We start from the raw sequence: 20,431 nt of genomic DNA, 5'->3' as shown, positions 1-20,431 counted from the left end.
ACTGAAGCCAACGGGCTTCCCATTGATCTCGCAAGTCCAGACCCTGATGGAGGTGCGAATATGTTGTCCAAGGAAACCCTCAAGAGACTCGGTGTGTTCGGCGTCGCTTTCGGCCTGCTGGCCAGCCCGCTGACCTATGCCGACTTCCATGAGGAAGAGGAGCCGCAGGAGGAGGAGCAGACCCTGCCGGATAGCAGCGGTAACAGCGAGACCGGCAACGGTGCCGAGACGACCGAGTACGAGAACGAGGAAGAGGAAACCGAGTCGTTCGAGTACGAGGAGGAAGATGAACAGGAAGAGTGGGAAGAGACCGAGGAGGATGACGAGGACGACGGCTGGTAATGCCAGCGCCGCCCGCAACGGGCGGCACTGTCGAGCGCATGTTTCTCCCTGAGGTAGGTTCGTTCGCCCACTGCTTCGATCGCCCTCGGCAAGGCCGAGGGCGATCGTTTCGTGTGCCTCGTCGTCAGCGCACCTTGGGCGCCAGTTCGCCGCTGTCGTAGCGGCCGACCATGGCTTCGAGACTGATCGGCCGGATCTTCGAGGCGTTGCCGGCGGTGCCGAAGGCCTCGTAGCGCGCGATGCAGATCTCCTTCATGGCTGCCACGGTGGCCTTGAGGAACTTGCGTGGGTCGAACTCGCTGGGGTTCTGGGCCAGGAAGCGCCGCACCGCACCGGTGGAGGCCAGGCGCAGGTCGGTGTCGACGTTGACCTTGCGTACGCCGTGCTTGATGCCCTCGACGATCTCTTCCACCGGCACGCCATAGGTTTCGGGAATCTCGCCGCCGAACTCGTTGATGATGGCGAGCCATTCCTGAGGCACCGAGGAGGAGCCGTGCATCACCAGGTGGGTGTCGGGAATGCGCGCGTGAATCTCCTTGATGCGCTGGATGGAGAGAGTGTCGCCGGTGGGCGGGCGAGTGAACTTGTAGGCGCCGTGGCTGGTGCCGATGGCGATGGCCAGGGCGTCGACCTGGGTGGCCTTGACGAACTCGGCCGCTTCCTCCGGGTCGGTGAGCAATTGCTCCCTGTCCAGCTTGCCCTCGGCACCGACGCCGTCCTCCTCGCCGGCCATGCCGGTTTCCAGGCTACCCAGGCAGCCCAGCTCGCCCTCCACCGAGACGCCGCAGGCATGGGCCATCTCCACGGTGCGACGGGTCACGTCGACGTTGTAGTCGTAGCTGGTGGGGGTCTTGCCGTCCTCGCCCAGCGAGCCGTCCATCATCACCGAGGAAAAGCCCAACTGGATCGAACGCTGGCATACGGCGGGGCTGGTGCCATGATCCTGATGCATGACCACGGGAATGTGCGGGAACTCTTCGACGGCGGCCAGGATCAGGTGGCGCAGGAAGGGAGCGCCGGCGTACTTGCGGGCACCGGCGGAGGCCTGGACGATCACCGGGGAATCGGTGGCATCGGCGGCTTCCATGATGGCGCGCATCTGCTCGAGGTTGTTGACGTTGAAGGCCGGCACGCCGTAACCGTGCTCGGCGGCGTGGTCCAGCAGCTGGCGCATGCTGATCAGTGCCATGTTCTCACCTGTCTATCGTGATGGCGGCGGCGCTTCGAGGTCGCCGCCGCATAGGAGTCGTCGTTACTGGGTCGCGCTAGTCTATCAGGCCTGGGTGGCGGCGGCCTCCAGGGCGGCCACCGCCGGTAGGGTCTTGCCTTCCACGTATTCGAGGAAGGCGCCGCCGCCAGTGGAGATGTAGGAGACCCGGTCGGCGATGCCGTACTTGTCGATGGCTGCCAGGGTGTCGCCGCCGCCGGCGATGGAGAAGCCGCCGCTCGCGGCGATCGCCTTGGCCAGCGCTGCGGTGCCCTCACCGAACTGGTCGATCTCGAACACGCCGACCGGGCCGTTCCACAAAATGGTGCCGGCGTTCTCGAGCAGGCCGGCCAGTCGGCCCGCGGTGTCGGGTCCGATGTCGAGGATCATCTCGTCGTCGGTCACCTGGTCGACCGGCTTGACCACCGCCTGGGCGGCCTCGGAGAACTCGGTGGCCACCACCACGTCGGTCGGCAGTGGGATCTCGACCTTTTCCATTAGCGCCTTGGCCGCTTCGACCAGGTCGGCTTCGAAGAGCGAATTGCCGACGTTGTGGCCCGCCGCGGCGATGAAGGTATTGGCGATACCGCCGCCGACGATCAGCTGATCGCATTTGTCGGAAAGGGCGTTTAGCACCTCGAGTTTGGTGGATACCTTGGAGCCGCCGACGATGGCGACCATGGGGCGCCTGGGCGTGGCCAATGCCTTCTCCAGAGCATCGAGCTCCGCGGCCAGCAGCGGCCCTGCGCAGGCAGCCGGCGCAAAGCGCGCCACGCCGTGGGTGGAGGCCTGGGCGCGGTGGGCGGTACCGAAGGCGTCCATCACGAAGACGTCGCAGAGTGCGGCGTATTGCCGGGCCAGCGTCTCATCGTCCTTCTTCTCGCCCGCGTTGAAGCGTACGTTCTCGAGCAGCACCACCTCACCGTCGGCCAGGTCCAGGTCGACCCCCAGGTACTCCTTGATCAGGCGCACCGGGCGACCCAGCAACTCGCCGAGGTGTTCGGCGACCGGCGCCAGCGAGAACTCGTCGGCCGGCTCGCCCTCGGTGGGACGACCGAGGTGGCTCATCAGCATCACTTTGCCACCGGCATCCGCGGCCGCCCGAATGGTCGGAAGAGCGGCGCGCAGTCGGGCGTCGCTGGTCACCTTGCCGTGCTTGACGGGCACGTTGAGATCCTCGCGGACCAGCACGCGCTGGCCGCGGAGGTCGAAGTCGGTCATCTTGCGCACGTTCATGCAGGATCATCCTCTTGGGAAGGCCGAAGGGTTGCAGGAGACGAAACGAGTCCAGCCAGCCGCTGGCTCACGTCGAGCATGCGGTTGGCGAAGCCCCACTCGTTGTCGAACCAGCACAGCAGCTTGATCAGGCGGCTGCCGGCCACCCGGGTCTGAGTGGCATCCACGATACCCGAGCGGGGGTCGTGGTTGAAGTCGACCGAGGCCAGCGGCTCCTCGGTGTAGCCGAGCAGGCCGTTCAGGCGGTGTTCGCTGGCGTGGCGCAGCAGCGCGTTGATCTCGGCGGCATTGGTATCGCGGCGTACCGTGATCGCCATGTCCATGGCCGAGACGTTGATGGTGGGCACGCGCACGTGCAGGCACTCGAAGCGCCCGGCCAGGTGCGGCATCAGTCGGTGGATGCCGCGGGCCAGTCCGGTGTCCACGGGCACGATGGAGTGCATCGCCGAGCGAGTGAGGCGCAGGTCGGTCTGGTGGTAGGCGTCGATCACCGGCTGGTCGTTCATCGCCGAGTGAATGGTGGTGGTGACGCCGTGCTCGATGCCCAGTGCCTCGTCGAGCACGGTGAGCACGGGAACCAGGCAGTTGGTGGTGCACGACGCCGCCGAGACGATGCGGTGCTCGGCGGTCAGTGCCCGGTCGTTGATGCCGGCGACGATGGTCGCGTCCACGTCGCTCTCCGCGGGTTGGGAGAACAGCAGCCGATTGGCGCCGGCACTCAGGTGGCGCTCGGCGGTGGCGCGATCCTTGAAACTGCCCGAACACTCCAGCACCAGGTCGATGTCCAGCTCGCTCCAGGGCAGGTTCGCCGGGTCGGGCTCGGAGAGAACGCGGATGGGGTGGCCGTCGATCACCAGCCGGTCGCCTTCCACGGCCACGTTTCCGGGAAAGCGGCCGTGGGTGGTGTCGTAGCGGGTCAGGTAGGCGATGGTGGCCAGATCGGAGAGTTCGTTGATGGCCACGATTTCCAGCGTCGCCGTGTTCGATTCGGCGGGATCGCTGCGGCGTTCGGTCAGGGCGCGCAGCACGCATTGACCGATGCGGCCGTAGCCGTTGATGGCGATGCGAAAGGCCATGGCGGTGCCGGAATCTCCTCGATGGGGCTGTCAGGAGTCGGCCATTCTAGCGCAGATTCGCCGGGTCGTCCTGGCCGCTTGAAAAGTGCGGCGGCGACCCTATTTTCCCGATTGGGAGCCACCCGTCCGTCTGCCGTCCGGCAGCGACCGGGGCCTCCCGCATCCCTTTTCGTGAGCCTAACGTGGAGGTGTTCGTGATGTTCGGAGATCTCAGGCGTTTCGATACCGGGCCATCCCGGGGTGTGGACTGGTTCCGGCAGCTGATGGACGAGATGTTTCCGGAGAGCGGTGCGGCCGATATCCGTTCGGTGCCGCGTGGCAGTTACCCGATGATCAACATCGGGCGCACCGACGATGCGGTGCGGGTCTACGTGTTCGCTGCGGGGCTTGCTGCCGAGGCGCTCGACGTCAGTATCCAGGACAACGTCCTCACCGTGCGCGGCGAGCGTCCCCAGGCACGATCCGAAATCGAAGGAGGCGAGGCCGCCTATTTCCGGCGCGAGCGCGGCAGCGGGGAGTTCGTCCGCACCGTGGCGCTGCCCGATGGCCTGGATGCCGACCGTGCCGAGGCACGCTGCCGTAACGGTGTGGTGGAGATTCACCTGCCCAAGCGCGAGGAGCTCAAGCCGCGGCGCATCGACATCCAGGCGGCTTGACGCTCAGTCGACTCGAGAACGAGACAGAGAGGAGGTGAGCGGTCATGAACGAAGTCAGTCGTCAGCAAGCCGGTCAGCAGCCCCAGACCACGGATCAGCAGGCGCGGGAACCGCAGACCGAACCGGCCATGCTGCCGCCGGTGGATATCTTCGAGGCCGACAATGCCCTGCATATGATCGTCGACATGCCGGGCGTGACGCGCGATGCACTGCGTATCGAGGTGGATAACAACGTGCTCAGCCTCGAAGGCGACATCCAGCTGGACATGCCCGAGGGGATGTCGGCGATCTACGCCGAGGTGCGGGCGCAGCGCTTTGCGCGGCGCTTCACGCTCAGCCATGAGATCGACAGCGAAGCCATCGCCGCGCGCATCGACAACGGGGTGGTGCACGTCACCCTGCCCAAGAAGCAGAGCCATCATCGGCGGCGCATCGAGGTCCAGGCGGCCTGAGCGCTCGGCCGACCGGCCAGACGCCCTCCCCATCGGGAGGGCGTCGTCGTTTACAACGCCACCGTTCGCTCGCTAGGGTCGTTCTACGCTGAAAGTGGCAATCTCGCATCTGATCCAGCACCGGGGAGAAGAACGTCATGACCGATATCGCCAAGCTCCTGGGGGACGAGGCCGAGTCCCTGCTCGACCACCGCTGTCGCGGTTTTCCCCGCGAACAACTCCACCTGCCGGGAGCGGACTTCGTCGACCGCGTGGTGGCGGACAGCGACCGCAGCCCAGCCGTGATGCGCAGCCTTCAGGCGCTGTTCGACCATGGCCGCCTCGGTGGTACCGGCTATCTCAGCCTGCTGCCGGTGGATCAGGGCGTCGAGCATTCGGCGGGGGCGTCTTTCGCGCCCAACCCGCGCTACTTCGACCCGGCCAACATCCTCGAACTGGCCATCGAGGGCGGCTGCAACGGCGTGGCCTCCACGCTCGGCGTGCTGGCGTCGGTCGCGCGCCGCTACGCCCACCGCATTCCCATGATCCTCAAGCTCAACCATAACGAGACGCTGAGTCTGCCCGTCCAGTACGACCAGACCCTCTTCGCCGAGGTGGAGCAGGCCCATGCCATGGGCTGCGTGGCCGTGGGGGCGACCATCTATTTCGGTTCCCCGGAGAGCCGGCGCCAGATCATGGAGATCAGCGAGGCCTTCGAGCGTGCCCACCAGCTCGGGATGGCCACGGTGCTGTGGGCCTACCTGCGCAACCCGGCGTTCAAGCAGGAGGGCACCGACTACCACGTGGCGGCTGACCTCACCGGCCAGGCCAACCACTTGGCGGCGACCATCAAGGCCGACATCGTCAAACAGAAGCTGCCGGAGACCAACGGCGGCTACCGGGACATCGGATTCGGCCATACCCACCCCAAGGTGTATGGCGAGCTGACGTCGGAGCATCCCATCGACCTGGCGCGCTACCAGGTGGCCTGCTGCTACCAGGGGCGGGCCGGACTGATCAATTCCGGCGGTGGTGCCAAGGGACACACCGACCTGGGCGAGGCGGTGCGTACCGCGGTGATCAACAAGCGCGCCGGCGGCATGGGGTTGATCTCGGGGCGCAAGGCGTTCCAGAAGCCGGTGAGCGAGGGGGTCGAATTGCTGCACGCCATTCAAGACGTGTACCTGGACGAATCGGTCAGCGTGGCTTGAGCCGCGCAAGTCCCGATTCGACGAACCCGCAACGCAAAGGGCGCGGCCTGTCGGCCGCGCCCTTTGCGTCGTGGCTGCCCGGTCGATATCAGGCGTCGAGCAGCTCGCGCGCCTGGCCCACCACGTTGTCGACGGTGAAGCCGAAGTGCTTGAACAGATCGCCCGCCGGAGCCGATTCGCCGAAGGTGCGCATGCCGATCACGCGGCCGTCGAGCCCCACGTACTTGCTCCAGTAGTCGGGATGGCCGGCCTCGATGGCGAGACGCTTGGTCACGGCCCTGGGCAGCACGCGTTCGCGATACTCGGCTTCCTGGCCGTCGAAGCGATAGGTCGAGGGCATGGAAACCACGCGCACGGCACGGCCCTGTGCCTCGAGTTCGGTGGCGGCGTCCATGGCCAGTCCCACCTCGGAGCCGGTGGCGATGAGGATCAGTTCCGGGGTGCCGTCGCTGTCCTTGAGGATGTAGCCGCCGCGCTGAATCTCGGCGAGTTGCTGCTTGGTGCGTTCCTGGTGGGGCAGGTTCTGACGCGACAGCACCAGCGCCGTGGGGCCGGCATTGCGCTTGAGCGCGGCATCCCAGGCGGCTGCCGTTTCCACGGCATCGCAGGGGCGCCAGGTGGCCAGGTTGGGCGTGGTGCGCAGGTTGGTCAGCTGCTCGATGGGCTGGTGGGTGGGGCCGTCCTCGCCCAGGCCGATGGAGTCGTGGGTGAAAACGTAGATCGCCCGCTTGCCCATCAGTGCCGCCATGCGCAGCGAGTTGCGCATGTACTCCATGAAGATCAGGAAGGTGGCGCCAAAGGGAATGAAGCCGCCGTGCAGCACGATGCCGTTGACGATGGCGCCCATACCGAACTCGCGTACCCCGTAGTGCAGGTAGTTGCCATCGGGGGTGTCGGGAGTGATGGCCTTGGCACCGTCCCAGAAGGTGAGGTTGGAGGGAGCCAGGTCGGCACTGCCGCCGAGCAGCTCGGGCAACTGCGGGCCGAGCTCGTTGAGGCAGGCCAGCGACGCCTTGCGCGAAGGGATCGACTCCGCGCGCTCCTGGGCGCGCTGGATCTGGGCCTCGCTGGTCAGTTCGGCGGGTAGCTTGCACTGCGTACGGCGCTGAAGTTCGCGAGCCAGCTCCGGGAATGCCTCCTGGTAGCGGGCGAAGCGTGCCTGCCACTCATCCTGACGTGCCTGGCCGGCCTCGCGGGCATCCCAGCCCTGGTAGATCGACTCTGGCACGTGGAAGGGGGCGTGGGGCCAGTCGAGCTGCTTGCGTGCCGCGGCGACCTCGTCCTCACCCAGGGCGGCGCCATGGCACTCTTCCTTGCCCTGCTTGTTGGGGGCGCCGAAACCGATAATGGTCTGGCAGATGATCAGGCTCGGCTTGTCGTCGTGGCTCTTGGCCAGCTCGATGGCGGCCTGGATCTCTTCGGGCTTGTGACCGTCGACCTTGGGTACCACGTGCCAGCCATAGGCCTCGAAGCGTTTGGCGGTGTCGTCGGTGAACCAGCCCTTCACTTCGCCGTCGATGGAGATGCCGTTGTCGTCGTAGAAGACCACCAGCTTGCCGAGCTGCTGGGTACCGGCCAGCGAGCCGACCTCGTGGGAGATGCCTTCCATCAGGCAGCCGTCGCCGACGAAGCACCAGGTGTGGTGGTCGACCACGGTGTGGCCGGGGCGGTTGAACTGAGCGGCGAGCGTCTTCTCGGCGATGGCCATGCCCACGGCATTGGCCAACCCCTGGCCGAGCGGGCCGGTGGTGGTCTCGACCCCCGGTGCGTAGCCGTACTCGGGGTGACCGGCGGTCTTGGCATGCAACTGGCGGAAGTTCTGCAGCTCTTCCAGGCTCAGCTCGTAGCCGGTCAGGTGCAGCAGGGAGTAGAGCAGCATGGAACCGTGGCCATTGGAGAGCACGAAACGATCGCGGTCGGGCCACTGGGGGTCGTTGGGATTGTGCTTCAGGTGATCGTTCCACAGCACCTCGGCAATGTCGGCCATGCCCATGGGGGCGCCGGGATGGCCGGACTTGGCCTTCTGGACGGCATCCATGGAGAGGGCACGAGTGGCGTTGGCCAGTTCGAATCGAGACGGCATGGGGGTCAGCTCCTCGCCTGCGGCAGAATGAGGCAGCGCTGCGGCGGCGCCGCTGGTGGGGCGGCCGGGCGCTGCGTTCTGGCTGGGGAGGCCGCAGGTAGTGCGGCCGGAAACGGTCGCTATTGTCGCCGACTTGACGGCCGGCATCAAATGACGGATGTCAGGGTGCCGGCCAGCGTGTAAACTCGGGTTCTCGAACCGGTTGCTGGCGTATCCGGCCCGTATCGGGCCGACCCGCGCCGGCAGGCCGCGCGGCCAGCCGGGCTGCGCTTGAGCACCTTGCCGTCACCACCAAGGGTCGAGGACGCCATGAGCGAATACTCCCTGTTTACTTCCGAGTCCGTGTCCGAGGGGCACCCCGACAAGATCGCCGATCAAATCTCCGATGCGGTGCTGGATGCCATCATCGCCCGCGACAAGCAGGCTCGCGTGGCCTGCGAGACGTTGGTCAAGACCGGCGTGGCCATCGTGGCGGGCGAGATCAGCACCACCGCCTGGGTCGATCTCGAGGCGCTGGTGCGCGAGGTGATCACGCGCATCGGCTATACCTCCTCGGAAGTGGGTTTCGACGGCGAGACCTGCGGCGTGCTCAACCTGATCGGCAAGCAGAGCGTGGACATCGCCCAGGGTGTGGATCGCACCAAGCCCGAAGATCAGGGCGCCGGCGATCAGGGGCTGATGTTCGGTTATGCCACCAACGAGACCGACTCCTACATGCCGGCGCCGGTGCATTACGCCCACCGCCTGGTGGAGCGCCAGGCCGAGCTGCGCCGCCATGGCCTGCTGCCCTGGCTGCGCCCCGATGCCAAGAGCCAGGTCACCTTCCGCTACGACGCCGCCGGCCAGCCCTGCGCGGTGGAGGCCGTGGTGCTTTCCACGCAGCACGACCCGGGCATCGACCAGGAGGAACTGCGCGAGATGGTGCGCCGCGAGATCATCGAAGAGGTGATTCCCGAGGCGTGGCTCTCGGCCTCGACCCGCTACCACATCAACCCCACCGGCAAGTTCGTGATCGGCGGCCCGGTGGGCGACTGCGGGCTGACCGGGCGCAAGATCATCGTCGATACCTATGGTGGCATGGCGCGCCACGGCGGCGGCGCCTTCTCCGGCAAGGATCCCTCCAAGGTCGACCGCAGCGCCGCCTATGCCGGTCGCTACGTGGCCAAGAACGTGGTTGCCGCCGGCCTGGCCGACAAGTGCGAGATCCAGGTCTCCTACGCCATCGGCGTGGCCGAACCGACCTCGGTGGCGATCAACACCTTCGGCACCGGCAAGGTCGACGACGCGCGCATCATCGAGCTGGTGCGCGAGCACTTCGACCTGCGTCCCTACGCCATCACCCGCATGCTCGACCTGCTGCACCCCATGTACCAGCTCACCGCAGCCTACGGCCACTTCGGCCGCGAGCCCTTCGAGACCAGCTACACCTGGAAGGACGCCCAGGGGCAGGAGAACACCGAGCGCTTTTTGGCTTTCCCCTGGGAGAAGGTCGACCGGGCGCAGGCGCTGCGTCAGGCGGCCGGGCTCTAACGCTTCTTAATCCTTCGCTTACATGACACGAAGCGCCCCGCCGGCAGAATCGCGCGAGGCGCTTCATTAGCATTCCCGGTGGTGTCCACCGGGAATCCGTCATGCTCCGATTCGTCGCCCTCGCTGTTTTGCTCTTGAGCGCTCCGGCTCTGGCCGCCGACTGCCCCGACTGGGGTGGGGCGCGCGCCGAACGCGAGCTGGCCGCCCTGACGGACCGGCTGGCGCAGTGGGACGACGCCTACCATCGTCGCGGTCAGTCGCCGGTCAGCGATACCATCTACGATCAAGCTCGCGCCCGACTGGTCGAATGGAAACATTGTTTTCCCGAAGTGTCGGGTGCGGCCGAGGCAGGGGCAGTGGCGCTGCCCGCCGGCGAAGCGGTCCATCCGGTGCCCCAGACGGGGTTGGTCAAGCTCGATGGGAAAGCCGCCGTGCAGGCCTGGCTGGCGCGGCGTAGCGACGTCTGGGTACAGCCCAAGGTCGATGGCGTGGCAGTGACTCTGGTCTACGTCGACGGTCGCCTGGAGAGAGCGATCAGCCGCGGCGACGGTCGCACTGGTCAGGACTGGACCACGCGAGTCCGCCGCCTTCCAGCGGTGCCCGAGCGATTGCCCGAGTCCCTGGATACCGTGCTGCAGGGCGAACTCTATCTGCGCCTCGACGATCATGTTCAAGCCGAGGCGGGCGGTGCCGGGGCGCGCAGTCGTGTGGCCGGGCTGTTGGCCCGGGACACCCTGGACACGGCCGCTGCCGAGCGGGTCGGTCTCTTCGTCTGGGACTGGCCGAACGGCCCCGCGACGCTGGCGGCCCGCCTGGAGGGGCTGGTGGCCCTGGGCCTGGCCGAAAGCGCTGCCATGACTCACCCGGTGTCCGGGATCGAGGATGCCGCTCGCTGGCGCGATCGCTGGTATCGCGGCGCGCTGCCCTTCGCTACCGACGGTATCGTGCTGCGTCAGGCGGGGCGCCCCCCCGGTACGGACTGGCGAGCGGAGCCGCCCGACTGGGCGGCGGCCTGGAAGCACCCACCACGCGAGGCGCTGGCCGAAGTGCGGGGTGTCGAGTTTCGCATTGGCCGGACCGGGCGTATCACGCCGCTATTGCACCTGCGGCCAATCGAGCTCGACGGACGCACCATACGCCGGGTCAGCGTGGGGTCGCTCGCACGCTGGCAGACGCTGGACGTCCGCCCTGGCGACCAGGTTGCCGTCGCCCTGGGCGGGCTGACCATTCCGCGTCTCGAAGGCGTGGTATGGCGTGCCAGTGAGCGACCGGCCGTCTCGCCACCCGACGATAGCGACTACCATGCACTGAGCTGCTTTCGCCCCATCCCCGGCTGCGAGGAGCAGTTCCTGGCGCGGCTCGAATGGCTGGGCGGAGACCAGGCCCTCGACCTCGTCGGCGTGGGGCCGGGTACCTGGCGAGCCTTGCTGGAGGCGGGGCTGTTGAACGGTCTGCTCGACTGGCTGTTTCTGGATGCCGACCAGTTGGCCGCGGCGCCAGGGATCGGCAAGGCGCGGGCCGACGCTCTCATGGCTCGTTTCAGTGCCGCACGCCAGCGTCCTTTTGCCGCCTGGCTGGCTGCGCTGGGAGTGCCGCCGGGTATCGAGCCGGCTCCCGGTGACGACTGGCAGACCTTGGCGAGTCGCAGCAAGGCAAGCTGGCAGGCCCGGCCGGGTGTGGGTGAGGTGCGCGCCGCCGACCTTCACGCCTTCTTTGCTCATGAGGCGGTGCAGAAGCTGGCCAGCCGCCTGCGCGCGGAAGGCATCGTGGATTTTTGAAGGTCGCCGGCGGTTGTTCGCCGCGTCCTCCCCTGCCTATAGTGGAAGGCATTGATCGATCCGTGGAGGAGGTGACGCATGAACGAACCCGCCGTGTCCGCTCTGAATGCTCAGGATTACCGGGTCGCCGACATCGGCCTGGCCGACTGGGGACGCAGCGAGATCCGCATTGCCGAGACGGAAATGCCAGCACTGATGACCATCCGTGACAAGTACCGCGCCCAGCAACCGCTGGCCGGGGCACGCATTGCCGGCTGCATCCACATGACCATCCAGACGGCGGTGCTGATCGAGACGCTGATCGATCTGGGAGCCTCGGTGCGCTGGTCGTCGTGCAACATCTTTTCCACCCAGGACCATGCCGCTGCCGCGATTGCGGCGGCCGGCGTCCCGGTGTTCGCCTGGAAAGGCGAAACCGAGGAGGAGTTCTGGTGGTGCATCGAACAGACCGTCGAAGGGCCAGGCGGCTGGACGCCCAACATGGTGCTCGACGATGGCGGCGACCTCACGGCGCTGCTCCATGAACGGCGCCCCGAGCTGCTCGACGCCGTCCACGGCATCAGCGAGGAGACCACCACCGGCGTGCATCGCCTGCAGGAAATGCTGCGTGACGGCACGCTCAAGGTGCCGGCGATCAACGTCAACGACGCCGTGACCAAGTCGAAGAACGACAACAAGTATGGCTGTCGGCATTCGCTCAACGATGCCATCAAGCGTGCCACCGATCACCTGCTGGCCGGCAAGCAGGCACTGGTGGTGGGCTATGGCGACGTTGGCAAGGGCTCGGCGGCCTCGCTGCGTCAGGAGGGCATGATCGTCAAGGTGGCCGAGATCGACCCGCTGTGCGCCATGCAGGCGTGCATGGACGGTTTCGAGGTGGTTTCGCCTTACCGCGATGGCATCAACCGCGGTGCCGAGAGCGTCGATCGCGACCTGCTGGCGCGCATCGACCTGGTGGTCACCGCCACCGGCAACATCGACGCCTGCGATGCCGCCATGCTCGAGGCGCTTAAGCCCGGCGCGGTGGTGTGCAACATCGGCCACTTCGACAGCGAGATCGACACCGCCCACATGCGCCGTCACTGGCACTGGGAGGAGATCAAACCGCAGGTGCACAAGGTGCATCGCGACGGCACGCCGGGCGAGTTCGATCCCGACAGCCGCGACTACCTCATCCTGCTTTCCGAGGGGCGCCTGGTGAATCTGGGCAACGCCACCGGCCATCCCTCGCGGGTGATGGACGGCTCCTTCGCCAACCAGGTGCTGGCTCAGATGCACCTCTTCGAGCGGCGTTTCGCCGAGCTGCCGGCTGAGCAGCGGGAGGAGGCGCTGGCAGTGACGGTGCTGCCCCGGCATCTCGACGAGGAGGTGGCGCGCTACATGGTGGCTGGCTTCGGCGGGGTGATCACCCGCATGACAGAAGCCCAGGCCGAATATACCGGCGTGCCGGTGGAGGGGCCCTACAAGCCCGATAGCTACCGCTACTGAGGCGGCAAGGGATTGCCTCGCATCAGACGCCACCTGCGGGTGGCGTCTTGCCATCCGGCCTCTTGCGAGGTCGTGCACTCAGTGAGTCGGCGATGTCTCGGCTTCAGCCTCCGGTGGAAGCCGGCGTCGACGGTCGGTCGTCGAGCGGTATCAGAGAGGAGGCCAGCTCTCGGCAGGCCTCGAGCAGCTCGTCGGCTAGCGCCGGATCGGTGAGGGTGCGGGCGATGGCCATGCCTCCAATCATCGTCACCGCTTGTTGCAGCGCCTGGCGCCGGGCCGGGCTGTCAGGCTCCGACTGGCCGGCATAGAAAGCGATGAAGCCTTCGAGTAATCGGGTGTAGGTTTCGCGCACTCGTTCTTCCTGCTGGGCAACGTCGCTGACCAGGCAGGCCAGTGGGCACAGCAGATCTTCGCTGTACAGGTGGGTTTCGCTGAGATACAGCGCCATGCGGGCGCATGGGTCGGACTCCTGCTCGACCCTGGCGGCACCTTCCTGGGCAGCATGGCGCAGCGCCATGGCATAGAGCTCTCCCTTCGAGGCGAAATGGGCATAGAAGGCGCCACGCGTCAGGCCTGCCTGCTGCATGATGGTGTCGATACTGGTGCCGTCGAAGCCGTGTCGGGTGAAGAGTCTCGCGGCGGCCTGCAGGATACGGGCACGAGTGTGTGGCTTGCGATCCTCGCTCCAGGGCATTGAGCACCTCTTTCTGTGTTCAGCTCACTCGGCACCACTATATGTTCTTGAACATATGGTGGCCAGCGCTAGGGTGGATCAACGTACCCGTTTATCCATCCGACCGGAGAGCGACATGAGCGAAAGCGTGCATATTCTGGGGCCACAGTTCAGCAACTTCGTGCGCAGCGTACAGTGGTGCTGTGAGGAGAAGGGCATTCCCTATACCCTGGGCTTCGAACTCGAAGGCGCGCCGCTGGAGTTCGGTGGCGAGAAACATCGCACTCTGCATCCCTTTGCCAAGGTACCGGTTCTGCTGCACGGCGAACGGTGTCTGTTCGAGACGGCGCCCATCTGTCGCTATCTCGATGCGAACTTCGATGGGCCTGAACTGCAACCGCACGCTCCCTGGCAGCGGGCCGAGGTCGATCAATGGAGCCAGGCACTGTCGGGCTATGTCGACCAAGCGCTGGTGCGCCGCTTCCTGCTGGAATTCGTGTTTCCGAAAGGTGAAGGAGGCAGCATACGCAAGGAGCGTGTCGAACAGGCCACGCCCGAGGTGGTGCGCATGCTGAACCTGCTCGAACGTCAGTTGGAGGGGCATGCCTATCTCGTTGGCGAGGCGTTCAGCATGGCCGATGCGATCCTGGCTCCCATGCTCGATTACCTCGACGGGCTGCCTGCGGGCAAGCCACTGATGGCCGAGAACCCGGCACTGGAGTCCTATCTGCAGCGGTTACGCCAGCGCGAGTCGAGCCGGCGGGTGCTGGTCCCGCCCCAGATCGGCTGACGTGACGAGCGATCACAGCCCGGCCAAGTGTGCCATGCCCGAGAGGTAGAGCGGAATCAGCAGCGGTGCGGCCAGGGTGGTGATGAGTACCGCCAGGGCACCCTTCTCCGGGCGAATGCCCAGTTCCATGGCCACCACCACCACGTTGGCGGCCATGGGCACCACTCCCAGCAGCAGAATGACCATTGCCATGTCCGCCGACAGCAGCGGTTGCAGGCCGATCACGGCTGTCAGCGCCAGCAGGGGCCAGAGGCCGAAGCGCACCGCCACGCAGGCGGCGATGAAACGGGTATCGAACTCGCGCAGCGAAACACGCCCCAGCGTCATGCCGATGATCATCATGCCCAGCAGGGTATAGGTGGCCGGAAAGGCCTCGAGTCCTTCCATGACCGGTGCCGGCACGTCGAAGCCCAGGCCACTCACGACCAAGGCAGCCAGGAAGGCATAGACCAGCGGCAAGCGCAGGATCTTGACGAGGCTGTCACGCACCGAGAACCGGCCCCGTGCGCTCAGGTAGAAGCCTACCGTGAACTCGTAGAGCGTCACGCCGAGAATGCAGAAGAGGTAGAGCGTCACCCCTTCCGGTGGCAGCAGGACCATGGCCACCGGAAGGCCGAAGTAGCCGGTGTTGCCGGTGCCGGCGGAAAACGCCAGCAGGGCGCTCTCCTGCGGCGGGAGCAGGCCGCGTGCGAGACGGTTCACCAGCAGAGCCATCGCGCTGGCGGTGGCGAACAGCGCGGCGGTAAGCAGCAGGTAGTCGGGGGTGGGGCCACCCAGAACCAGACCGCGAAAGAAAGTCAGCGGTGCGATCAGGTAGATCAGCAGGGTGGCGATGGGGCGTGGATCCACCGCCAGGCGGCGCGCTGCCAGCCAGCCCAGGGCCACGAAGGCCAGCAGCGTCCACAATGGGCCCATCAAGGTCGCAGGGTCGATCATCGGATATCGCTCATCCTCGGCAAAGCCGTCATGATGCCTGCTGGGGTGCGGGTTGTCAGGCGCCATCATGAACGCTGTCGATAGTGCGGCGCGGAACTTTCATTGGCCGTGTGGGCTCGGCCTGGGCAGAATGGCGCCAGTCACGAAAGGAACATGAGGTGAATCGATGAGTACGCAGGCACACCCGTTGGGCATCAGCTTCGAGTTCTTTCCCCCGGGCACCGAGGCGGGGCGCGACAAGCTGCTGCGCACGCGCGACGCCCTGGCCGAGCGCCGCCCGCGCTTCTTTTCGGTCACTTACGGTGCCGGTGGCTCTACCCAGGCGCGTACCCGCCAGATCGTCCAGCAGGTGAGCGAGGCCGGCATCACCACGGCGCCGCATCTCTCCTGCATCGGTAGCGAGAAGTCGGCACTGCGCGATCTGCTGCACCAGTACCGCGACGAAGGAATCGACAGCCTGGTGGCCCTGCGCGGCGACCTGCCATCCGGCATGGGTGGCGTGGGCGAGCTGCGCTACGCCAACGAACTGGTCGAATTCATCCGCGCCGAGACCGGCGATCACTTCGAGATCGCGGTGGCCGCCTACCCGGAGTCGCATCCTCAGGCGCCGAGTTTCGAGCGGGACCTCGAGAACTTCGCCCGCAAGATGAGGGCGGGCGCGAACCTCGCGATCACCCAGTACTTCTTCACCGCCGATGCCTACTTCCACTTCGTCGAGCGAGCTCGCGCACTCGGTGTGGAGGCGCCCATCGTGCCGGGCATCATGCCGATCACCAACTACACCAAGCTGGCGCGCTTCTCCGATGCCTGCGGTGCCGAGATCCCGCGTTGGATACGCAAGCAGCTCGAGGCCTACGGCGATGACAGCGAGGCGATCGCCGCCTTCGGCGAGGAGGTGGTCTCTCGCCTCTGTCAGCGACTGCTCGACGGCGGTGCGCCGGGGTTGCACTTCTATACGCTGAATCAGGCCGAGCCGGCGCTGGCGATTCTTGACAATATCACCGTCTGACTGCGCCGAGCAGCGCGCCGTCACGCACAACGAGAAAGGGCCCCGCCATGGCGGGGCCCTTCTGCTGATGCGACGTCCCAACGGTGCGTTCAGCCCGAAGAGGCTGCCGGTTGGGCGCCGCCGCCGTGACGGCCGCGCTGCAGAAGGAAGAGCGCGGCACCGATCACCAGACCGGCGATATCGGTGTAGATGCCGCCGTAGATCATGCACAACGCGCCGATGAGCATCACGACGCGCATCCACGCCTTCACCGGCCCGAAGAACCAAGCCTGGACGGCGGCGGCGAGCAGCACGATGCCGAGCGTGGCGGTCACGCCCACGCGCAGGATCTGCAGCCAGGAGCCCTCGAGCAGCATGGCCGGGCTGTAGAAGAACATGAAGGGCACGATGAAGGCGGCCAGACCGACCTTGAAGGAAGCCACCGAGGTGCCCATGGCGTTGTCGCCGGAGATGCCCGCGGCCGCGTAGGAGGCCAGCGCCACCGGCGGGGTGATCGCCGAGACCACCGCGAAGTAGAACACGAAGAAGTGCGCCACCAGCGGTTGGATGCCGATGTTGATCAGGCCCGGTGCGACCACCGAGGCGGCCACCGCGTAAGCGGCCGTGGTGGGCATGCCCATGCCGAGCAGGATCGAGATGCACATGGCGAAGAACAGCGCCAGCAACTGGCTGAAGCCGGCCAGGCCCAGCAGCAGCGACGAGAAGCGCGCGCCGACGCCAGTGAGCGAGATCACCCCGACGATCAGGCCGGCGCAGGCACATACGGCGATGATCTGGATCGACATGGTGCCGGCCAGCTGCAGGGCGCGCAGGATGGCGCGAATGCCCATCTTGTTGGGCGAGATCCAGCTCACCACGGCAGCCGAGGCGGTGGCCAGGGTGCCGGCGCGGATCACCGAGTAGCCCATGAACAGTGCGACGATCAGGATGATGATCGGGGCGAACAGGTAGACCTGCTTGGCCAGCTTCGAGAAGAGCGGGATCTCCTCCTTGCGCATGCCGCGCATGCCCTTGCGGGCCGCTTCGAGGTCGACCATGAAGTAGATCGACACGAAGTAGAGAATGGCCGGAATCACTGCCGCCACGGCGATCTCGGTGTAGGGAATGCCGGTGATCTCGGCCATGATGAAGGCGCCGGCGCCCATGATAGGCGGCATGATCTGTCCGCCGGTGGAGGCGGCAGCCTCGATGGCGCCGGCGCTGCGGCCGGGATAGCCCACCTTCTTCATCAACGGAATGGTCAGCGAACCGGTGGAGACGACGTTGCCGGCGCTGGTGCCGTTGATCATGCCCATCAGGCCGGAAGCGAAGATCGCCACCTTGGCAGGGCCGCCTCGCGCTCTGCCGGCAGCGGCGAAGGCGAAGTTGACGAAGTAGTCGCCCACCTTGGAGGCCTGCAGGAAGGCGGCGAAGATGATGAACAGGATGATGTAGGTCGACGATACGGCGGTGGTCGGTCCGAGGATCCCGGCATCGGTGTAGACCTGACTGAAGAAGCGGCCTACCGAAAGCCCGGGATAGCCGAGAAAGCCGGGCAGGTAGGGGCCGACGAATACGTAGAGCAGAAAGATGGCCGAGATCACGACCAGGGCGAGGCCGGCGACGCGACGCGTCAGTTCGAGGATCAGCAATGACCCGGCGATGGCGGCGTAGGAGATGCCCATGGGGGCGAACGAGGTGCCGGTAGAGGCGCGCAGCGGCGTATTGTAGATCACCACCAGGTAGCCGGCCACGGCCAAGGAGCAGACCATCAGCACCAGGTCGGGCGGTGACAGCTTCTGGCGCACCTGTCGATAGCCCCAGGAGAGGAGGATGGCCGCCGAGCTGGCCAGTATCAGCGGATAGCCGTAGTGCCAGGCTTCGACGTGGGGGGCGATGCGCATGGCGCCGTCGGCGATGTCACGCTGCATCAGGAATACCTGCATCAGTGCGTACAGGGCTGGTAGCAGCAGCGCATAGCTGACCCAGGTCAGCCATGGAGAAGCGGTGCCTCGGCTGTCGTCGGCGAAGCGGGTGCCGGCATAGAGGCCATAGCCGAGGATCAATGCACCGGCGATGTGCACGATGCGAAACGACCAGGTTTCCATCGGGAAGACGTTCAGCGACACCAGATGGAACGTGGAGTAGACGATGGCCAGGACGGCGAACAGGATCAGTTGCCACCCTTTGTAGAGGCGCCGGTTGGACTCGACCACCTCTTCGTCGACGCCCTCGGCAACGCTCTCGGTTACGCTGCCGACGGCCTCGTCATCGTGGCCGGGGCGGGTGTCGGGTGTATGGCTCATGGGAAGGTCACCCTCGGGTGTGGGACGTTGGAATGCCAATCATGCCCCGGCCGTTGACCGGCGCGGGGCATGACTCATGGGAGTGAGGCGTGCTTCAGTTCAGCTTGCGCTCTTCGGGGATTTCGTAGCCGTTCTCCTCGTACCAGCGCACGGCACCCGGATGGAAAGGCAGTACGGTGTTGTACTCGATATTCTCCGGCACGCTGGTGGCAGCGCTGCGGTGAATGTCACGCATCCGGTCGTTGTTCTCGAGGCTCAGTTTGGTGATCTCGTAGACGAAGTCCTCGGGCAGATCGCAGCCGGCGATGGTGAAGTTCCACATGGAGACGGCGCGAGCATCCTCCTCGAGGGTCTCGTAGGTGCTGGCCGGAATCTCGAAGGGTGAAACCGGGAATGCCTCGAGCACCTGGGCCTGCTCCTCTTCGGTGAACTCGACGATGTTGACGTCGGTTTGCACCTCGAGTTGGCTGACCGCCGGAATCGGGATGCCCGCGGCGAAGGCGATGACGTCGATGAGGCCGTCCTGAAGCTGCCCGCCCAGGTCGGTCCAGCCGCCGTTGCGGCGTTCGAAGTCGACGCCCAGCTCCTCGAGCATGGCCGGGAAGTAGGTGTCGGAGGTGGAGGCTGCGGGACCGAAGCCGATGCGCGCGCCGTCAGGGATGTCGGAGATCGACTCGATGCCGCTATCTTCCAGCGTGGTGATCGAGAAGGGGGTCTCGTACATCGGGAATAGCGCGCAGACGTTGTCCATCGGGACGCCGGGTGCCAACGGGCTCTCGCCGGCCAGTGCCTCGGCGGCCGGACCCATGGTGGTCAGGCCCAGGGCCAGCTCCCCGGTGTGCACCAGGGCGAGGTTCTGGTTGGGACCGCCGGTGACCTCGCCGCCGCCGGAGACGTCCAGTTCGTCGGCGATCAGGTTGGCCCAGCCGGAACCGTAGACGAAGTAGGTGCCGCCCTGGCTGGCGGTGCCTACGGTGAAGTTGTCCGGCCAGTCGGAACGGTCGGCCTGGGCGCTACCAGCGACCAGCAGGGCGCCGGTCAGGGTGCCGGTGAGGACCTGGCTCATTGTGATGCGCATGGCGTCTCTCCTGTTGCGATTGTGGTTGTACGTTTGCATGTCACGCCCTTGGCGAACGTGTCATGCGAACGTGTGACAGGCACTTCGCCAAGCAGTATGGCAAAGACGGGCCATTGCTGCCCTGTCCCTGTCGATGGTCAGCAATGTTCAGGAGAATAGTTTGCAAAGGATCTGCCAGTTCGCGTTTTTTATTATAAAATCAATCATTTATGCTGGATTAATTCGACTAAGGTCGAGTGCTTCATGACTTCGTGAGTCTGGATGTTCGCACGTCATACCGCCATTCCTGTGCGGAAATCCGCACAGTTGCGCAGGAGGAATTTCGGCGCCCCGGTGTCACTACCGCTTGGGGTCGAGGATTTTCACCGGCTGCAAGTCGTCCTGACGCCGCTCTTCTCGGTGGCGGTTCACGCGGGTCTCGAGTTCCGCTGCGTTTTCGTCTTCGATGGGCAACTGCTCGAAGAAGTCGCAGTTGACGCAGTCGCGGTAGCGTACGCCGTTCTGCTCCCAGGTGCGGATGCGGTCCATCGCGGCGCAGCGAGGGCAGATGGCACCGGCGATGAAGCGTTTCTGAACGGCCATGGGGCCTCCCGGATGGGCCGCCGAAAACTTCGGCCTTCGG

At 65.9% G+C, this 20,431-nt stretch carries 18 protein-coding genes; 9 read left to right on the top strand and 9 right to left on the bottom strand.

The window, feature by feature from the left end; genetic code table 11:
* Positions 1-60: 60 nt before the first annotated feature.
* Positions 61-342: a hypothetical protein gene (locus BLP96_RS17205; RefSeq protein WP_245682298.1), complete on the top strand. Its 282-nt coding sequence runs from the start codon at positions 61-63 to the stop codon at positions 340-342.
* A gap of 124 nt (positions 343-466) precedes the next feature.
* Here the strand turns inward: BLP96_RS17205 and fba are convergent, their stop codons facing one another.
* From fba to BLP96_RS17190, 3 genes are all read right to left on the bottom strand, one after another.
* Positions 467-1,531, bottom strand: coding sequence for a class II fructose-bisphosphate aldolase (fba, locus tag BLP96_RS17200; RefSeq protein ID WP_089688632.1), 1,065 nt, complete (start codon positions 1,529-1,531; stop codon positions 467-469).
* 84 nt (positions 1,532-1,615) lie between these two features.
* Positions 1,616-2,785, bottom strand: coding sequence for a phosphoglycerate kinase (locus BLP96_RS17195; RefSeq protein ID WP_089688630.1), 1,170 nt, complete (start codon positions 2,783-2,785; stop codon positions 1,616-1,618).
* Positions 2,782-3,861, bottom strand: coding sequence for a type I glyceraldehyde-3-phosphate dehydrogenase (locus BLP96_RS17190; protein WP_089688628.1), 1,080 nt, complete (start codon positions 3,859-3,861; stop codon positions 2,782-2,784). Before BLP96_RS17190 ends, BLP96_RS17195 begins: the two co-directional genes overlap by 4 nt.
* Positions 3,862-4,058: 197 nt before the next feature.
* On the opposite strand from BLP96_RS17190, the gene BLP96_RS17185 reads away from it, so the two are divergent.
* From BLP96_RS17185 to BLP96_RS17175, 3 genes are all read left to right on the top strand, one after another.
* Positions 4,059-4,517: an Hsp20/alpha crystallin family protein gene (locus BLP96_RS17185; RefSeq protein WP_089688626.1), complete on the top strand. Its 459-nt coding sequence runs from the start codon at positions 4,059-4,061 to the stop codon at positions 4,515-4,517.
* A 44-nt stretch (positions 4,518-4,561) separates the two neighbouring features.
* A complete protein-coding gene (locus BLP96_RS17180; protein WP_089688624.1) occupies positions 4,562-4,969 on the top strand; it encodes an Hsp20/alpha crystallin family protein in 408 nt (135 codons plus the stop codon).
* Between the two features lie 137 nt (positions 4,970-5,106).
* The gene (locus BLP96_RS17175; protein ID WP_089688622.1) at positions 5,107-6,159 is read left to right on the top strand and encodes a class I fructose-bisphosphate aldolase; all 1,053 of its coding nucleotides are present in this window, start codon (positions 5,107-5,109) and stop codon (positions 6,157-6,159) included.
* A gap of 88 nt (positions 6,160-6,247) precedes the next feature.
* Here the strand turns inward: BLP96_RS17175 and tkt are convergent, their stop codons facing one another.
* Positions 6,248-8,242: a transketolase gene (tkt, locus tag BLP96_RS17170; RefSeq protein WP_089688621.1), complete on the bottom strand. Its 1,995-nt coding sequence runs from the start codon at positions 8,240-8,242 to the stop codon at positions 6,248-6,250.
* Positions 8,243-8,551: 309 nt separating this feature from the next.
* On the opposite strand from tkt, the gene metK reads away from it, so the two are divergent.
* The 3 genes from metK (at position 8,552) to ahcY (ending at position 13,038) form a co-directional block, all read left to right on the top strand.
* Positions 8,552-9,772, top strand: coding sequence for a methionine adenosyltransferase (gene metK / locus BLP96_RS17165; RefSeq protein WP_089688619.1), 1,221 nt, complete (start codon positions 8,552-8,554; stop codon positions 9,770-9,772).
* A gap of 101 nt (positions 9,773-9,873) precedes the next feature.
* Positions 9,874-11,550 (top strand): NAD-dependent DNA ligase LigB, encoded by a 1,677-nt coding sequence (gene ligB / locus BLP96_RS17160; protein WP_089688616.1) that lies wholly within the window; start codon positions 9,874-9,876, stop codon positions 11,548-11,550.
* Positions 11,551-11,628: 78 nt separating this feature from the next.
* Complete coding sequence (ahcY, locus tag BLP96_RS17155) at positions 11,629-13,038, top strand: adenosylhomocysteinase (protein ID WP_176761551.1); 1,410 nt, start codon at positions 11,629-11,631, stop codon at positions 13,036-13,038.
* 103 nt (positions 13,039-13,141) lie between these two features.
* On the opposite strand, the gene BLP96_RS17150 is transcribed toward ahcY, so the two are convergent.
* A complete protein-coding gene (locus tag BLP96_RS17150) occupies positions 13,142-13,732 on the bottom strand; it encodes a TetR/AcrR family transcriptional regulator (protein WP_089688613.1) in 591 nt (196 codons plus the stop codon).
* Positions 13,733-13,847: 115 nt separating this feature from the next.
* On the opposite strand from BLP96_RS17150, the gene BLP96_RS17145 reads away from it, so the two are divergent.
* A complete protein-coding gene (locus BLP96_RS17145) occupies positions 13,848-14,501 on the top strand; it encodes a glutathione S-transferase family protein (protein WP_089688611.1) in 654 nt (217 codons plus the stop codon).
* Between the two features lie 12 nt (positions 14,502-14,513).
* Here the strand turns inward: BLP96_RS17145 and BLP96_RS17140 are convergent, their stop codons facing one another.
* Complete coding sequence (locus BLP96_RS17140; protein WP_089688609.1) at positions 14,514-15,437, bottom strand: AEC family transporter; 924 nt, start codon at positions 15,435-15,437, stop codon at positions 14,514-14,516.
* 166 nt (positions 15,438-15,603) lie between these two features.
* On the opposite strand from BLP96_RS17140, the gene metF reads away from it, so the two are divergent.
* Positions 15,604-16,446 (top strand): methylenetetrahydrofolate reductase [NAD(P)H], encoded by an 843-nt coding sequence (gene metF / locus BLP96_RS17135; RefSeq protein ID WP_089688607.1) that lies wholly within the window; start codon positions 15,604-15,606, stop codon positions 16,444-16,446.
* Positions 16,447-16,535: 89 nt separating this feature from the next.
* Here the strand turns inward: metF and BLP96_RS17130 are convergent, their stop codons facing one another.
* The 3 genes from BLP96_RS17130 to BLP96_RS17120 all read right to left on the bottom strand — a co-directional run bounded on the left by BLP96_RS17130 (position 16,536) and on the right by BLP96_RS17120 (position 20,391).
* Positions 16,536-18,731: a TRAP transporter permease gene (locus BLP96_RS17130; RefSeq protein WP_089688605.1), complete on the bottom strand. Its 2,196-nt coding sequence runs from the start codon at positions 18,729-18,731 to the stop codon at positions 16,536-16,538.
* A 94-nt stretch (positions 18,732-18,825) separates the two neighbouring features.
* Positions 18,826-19,809 carry a TAXI family TRAP transporter solute-binding subunit gene (locus BLP96_RS17125; RefSeq protein ID WP_089688602.1) on the bottom strand — a complete coding sequence of 328 codons (984 nt, stop codon included), beginning with the start codon at positions 19,807-19,809 and terminating at the stop codon, positions 18,826-18,828.
* Positions 19,810-20,148: 339 nt separating this feature from the next.
* Entirely contained in the window at positions 20,149-20,391 is a 243-nt protein-coding gene (locus BLP96_RS17120) for a YheV family putative zinc ribbon protein (RefSeq protein WP_089688601.1), read from the bottom strand.
* Between the last annotated feature and the right edge of the window lie 40 nt (positions 20,392-20,431).

Source organism: Billgrantia gudaonensis (genome assembly GCF_900100195.1).
GTDB classification, from domain to species: Bacteria; Pseudomonadota; Gammaproteobacteria; order Pseudomonadales; family Halomonadaceae; genus Halomonas; species Halomonas gudaonensis.
This window is presented reverse-complemented; position numbering and strand designations above follow the sequence as displayed.

Excerpts from the sequence above, each read along its gene's own strand:
- BLP96_RS17205 (WP_245682298.1), top strand. The coding sequence starts at position 61 with ATGTTGTCCAAGGAAACCCTCAAGAGACTCGGTGTGTTCGGCGTCGCT.
- fba (WP_089688632.1), bottom strand. The coding sequence starts at position 1,531 with ATGGCACTGATCAGCATGCGCCAGCTGCTGGACCACGCCGCCGAGCAC.
- BLP96_RS17195 (WP_089688630.1), bottom strand. The coding sequence starts at position 2,785 with ATGAACGTGCGCAAGATGACCGACTTCGACCTCCGCGGCCAGCGCGTG.
- BLP96_RS17190 (WP_089688628.1), bottom strand. The coding sequence starts at position 3,861 with ATGGCCTTTCGCATCGCCATCAACGGCTACGGCCGCATCGGTCAATGC.
- BLP96_RS17185 (WP_089688626.1), top strand. The coding sequence starts at position 4,059 with ATGTTCGGAGATCTCAGGCGTTTCGATACCGGGCCATCCCGGGGTGTG.
- BLP96_RS17180 (WP_089688624.1), top strand. The coding sequence starts at position 4,562 with ATGAACGAAGTCAGTCGTCAGCAAGCCGGTCAGCAGCCCCAGACCACG.
- BLP96_RS17175 (WP_089688622.1), top strand. The coding sequence starts at position 5,107 with ATGACCGATATCGCCAAGCTCCTGGGGGACGAGGCCGAGTCCCTGCTC.
- tkt (WP_089688621.1), bottom strand. The coding sequence starts at position 8,242 with ATGCCGTCTCGATTCGAACTGGCCAACGCCACTCGTGCCCTCTCCATG.
- metK (WP_089688619.1), top strand. The coding sequence starts at position 8,552 with ATGAGCGAATACTCCCTGTTTACTTCCGAGTCCGTGTCCGAGGGGCAC.
- ligB (WP_089688616.1), top strand. The coding sequence starts at position 9,874 with ATGCTCCGATTCGTCGCCCTCGCTGTTTTGCTCTTGAGCGCTCCGGCT.
- ahcY (WP_176761551.1), top strand. The coding sequence starts at position 11,629 with ATGAACGAACCCGCCGTGTCCGCTCTGAATGCTCAGGATTACCGGGTC.
- BLP96_RS17150 (WP_089688613.1), bottom strand. The coding sequence starts at position 13,732 with ATGCCCTGGAGCGAGGATCGCAAGCCACACACTCGTGCCCGTATCCTG.
- BLP96_RS17145 (WP_089688611.1), top strand. The coding sequence starts at position 13,848 with ATGAGCGAAAGCGTGCATATTCTGGGGCCACAGTTCAGCAACTTCGTG.
- BLP96_RS17140 (WP_089688609.1), bottom strand. The coding sequence starts at position 15,437 with ATGATCGACCCTGCGACCTTGATGGGCCCATTGTGGACGCTGCTGGCC.
- metF (WP_089688607.1), top strand. The coding sequence starts at position 15,604 with ATGAGTACGCAGGCACACCCGTTGGGCATCAGCTTCGAGTTCTTTCCC.
- BLP96_RS17130 (WP_089688605.1), bottom strand. The coding sequence starts at position 18,731 with ATGAGCCATACACCCGACACCCGCCCCGGCCACGATGACGAGGCCGTC.
- BLP96_RS17125 (WP_089688602.1), bottom strand. The coding sequence starts at position 19,809 with ATGCGCATCACAATGAGCCAGGTCCTCACCGGCACCCTGACCGGCGCC.
- BLP96_RS17120 (WP_089688601.1), bottom strand. The coding sequence starts at position 20,391 with ATGGCCGTTCAGAAACGCTTCATCGCCGGTGCCATCTGCCCTCGCTGC.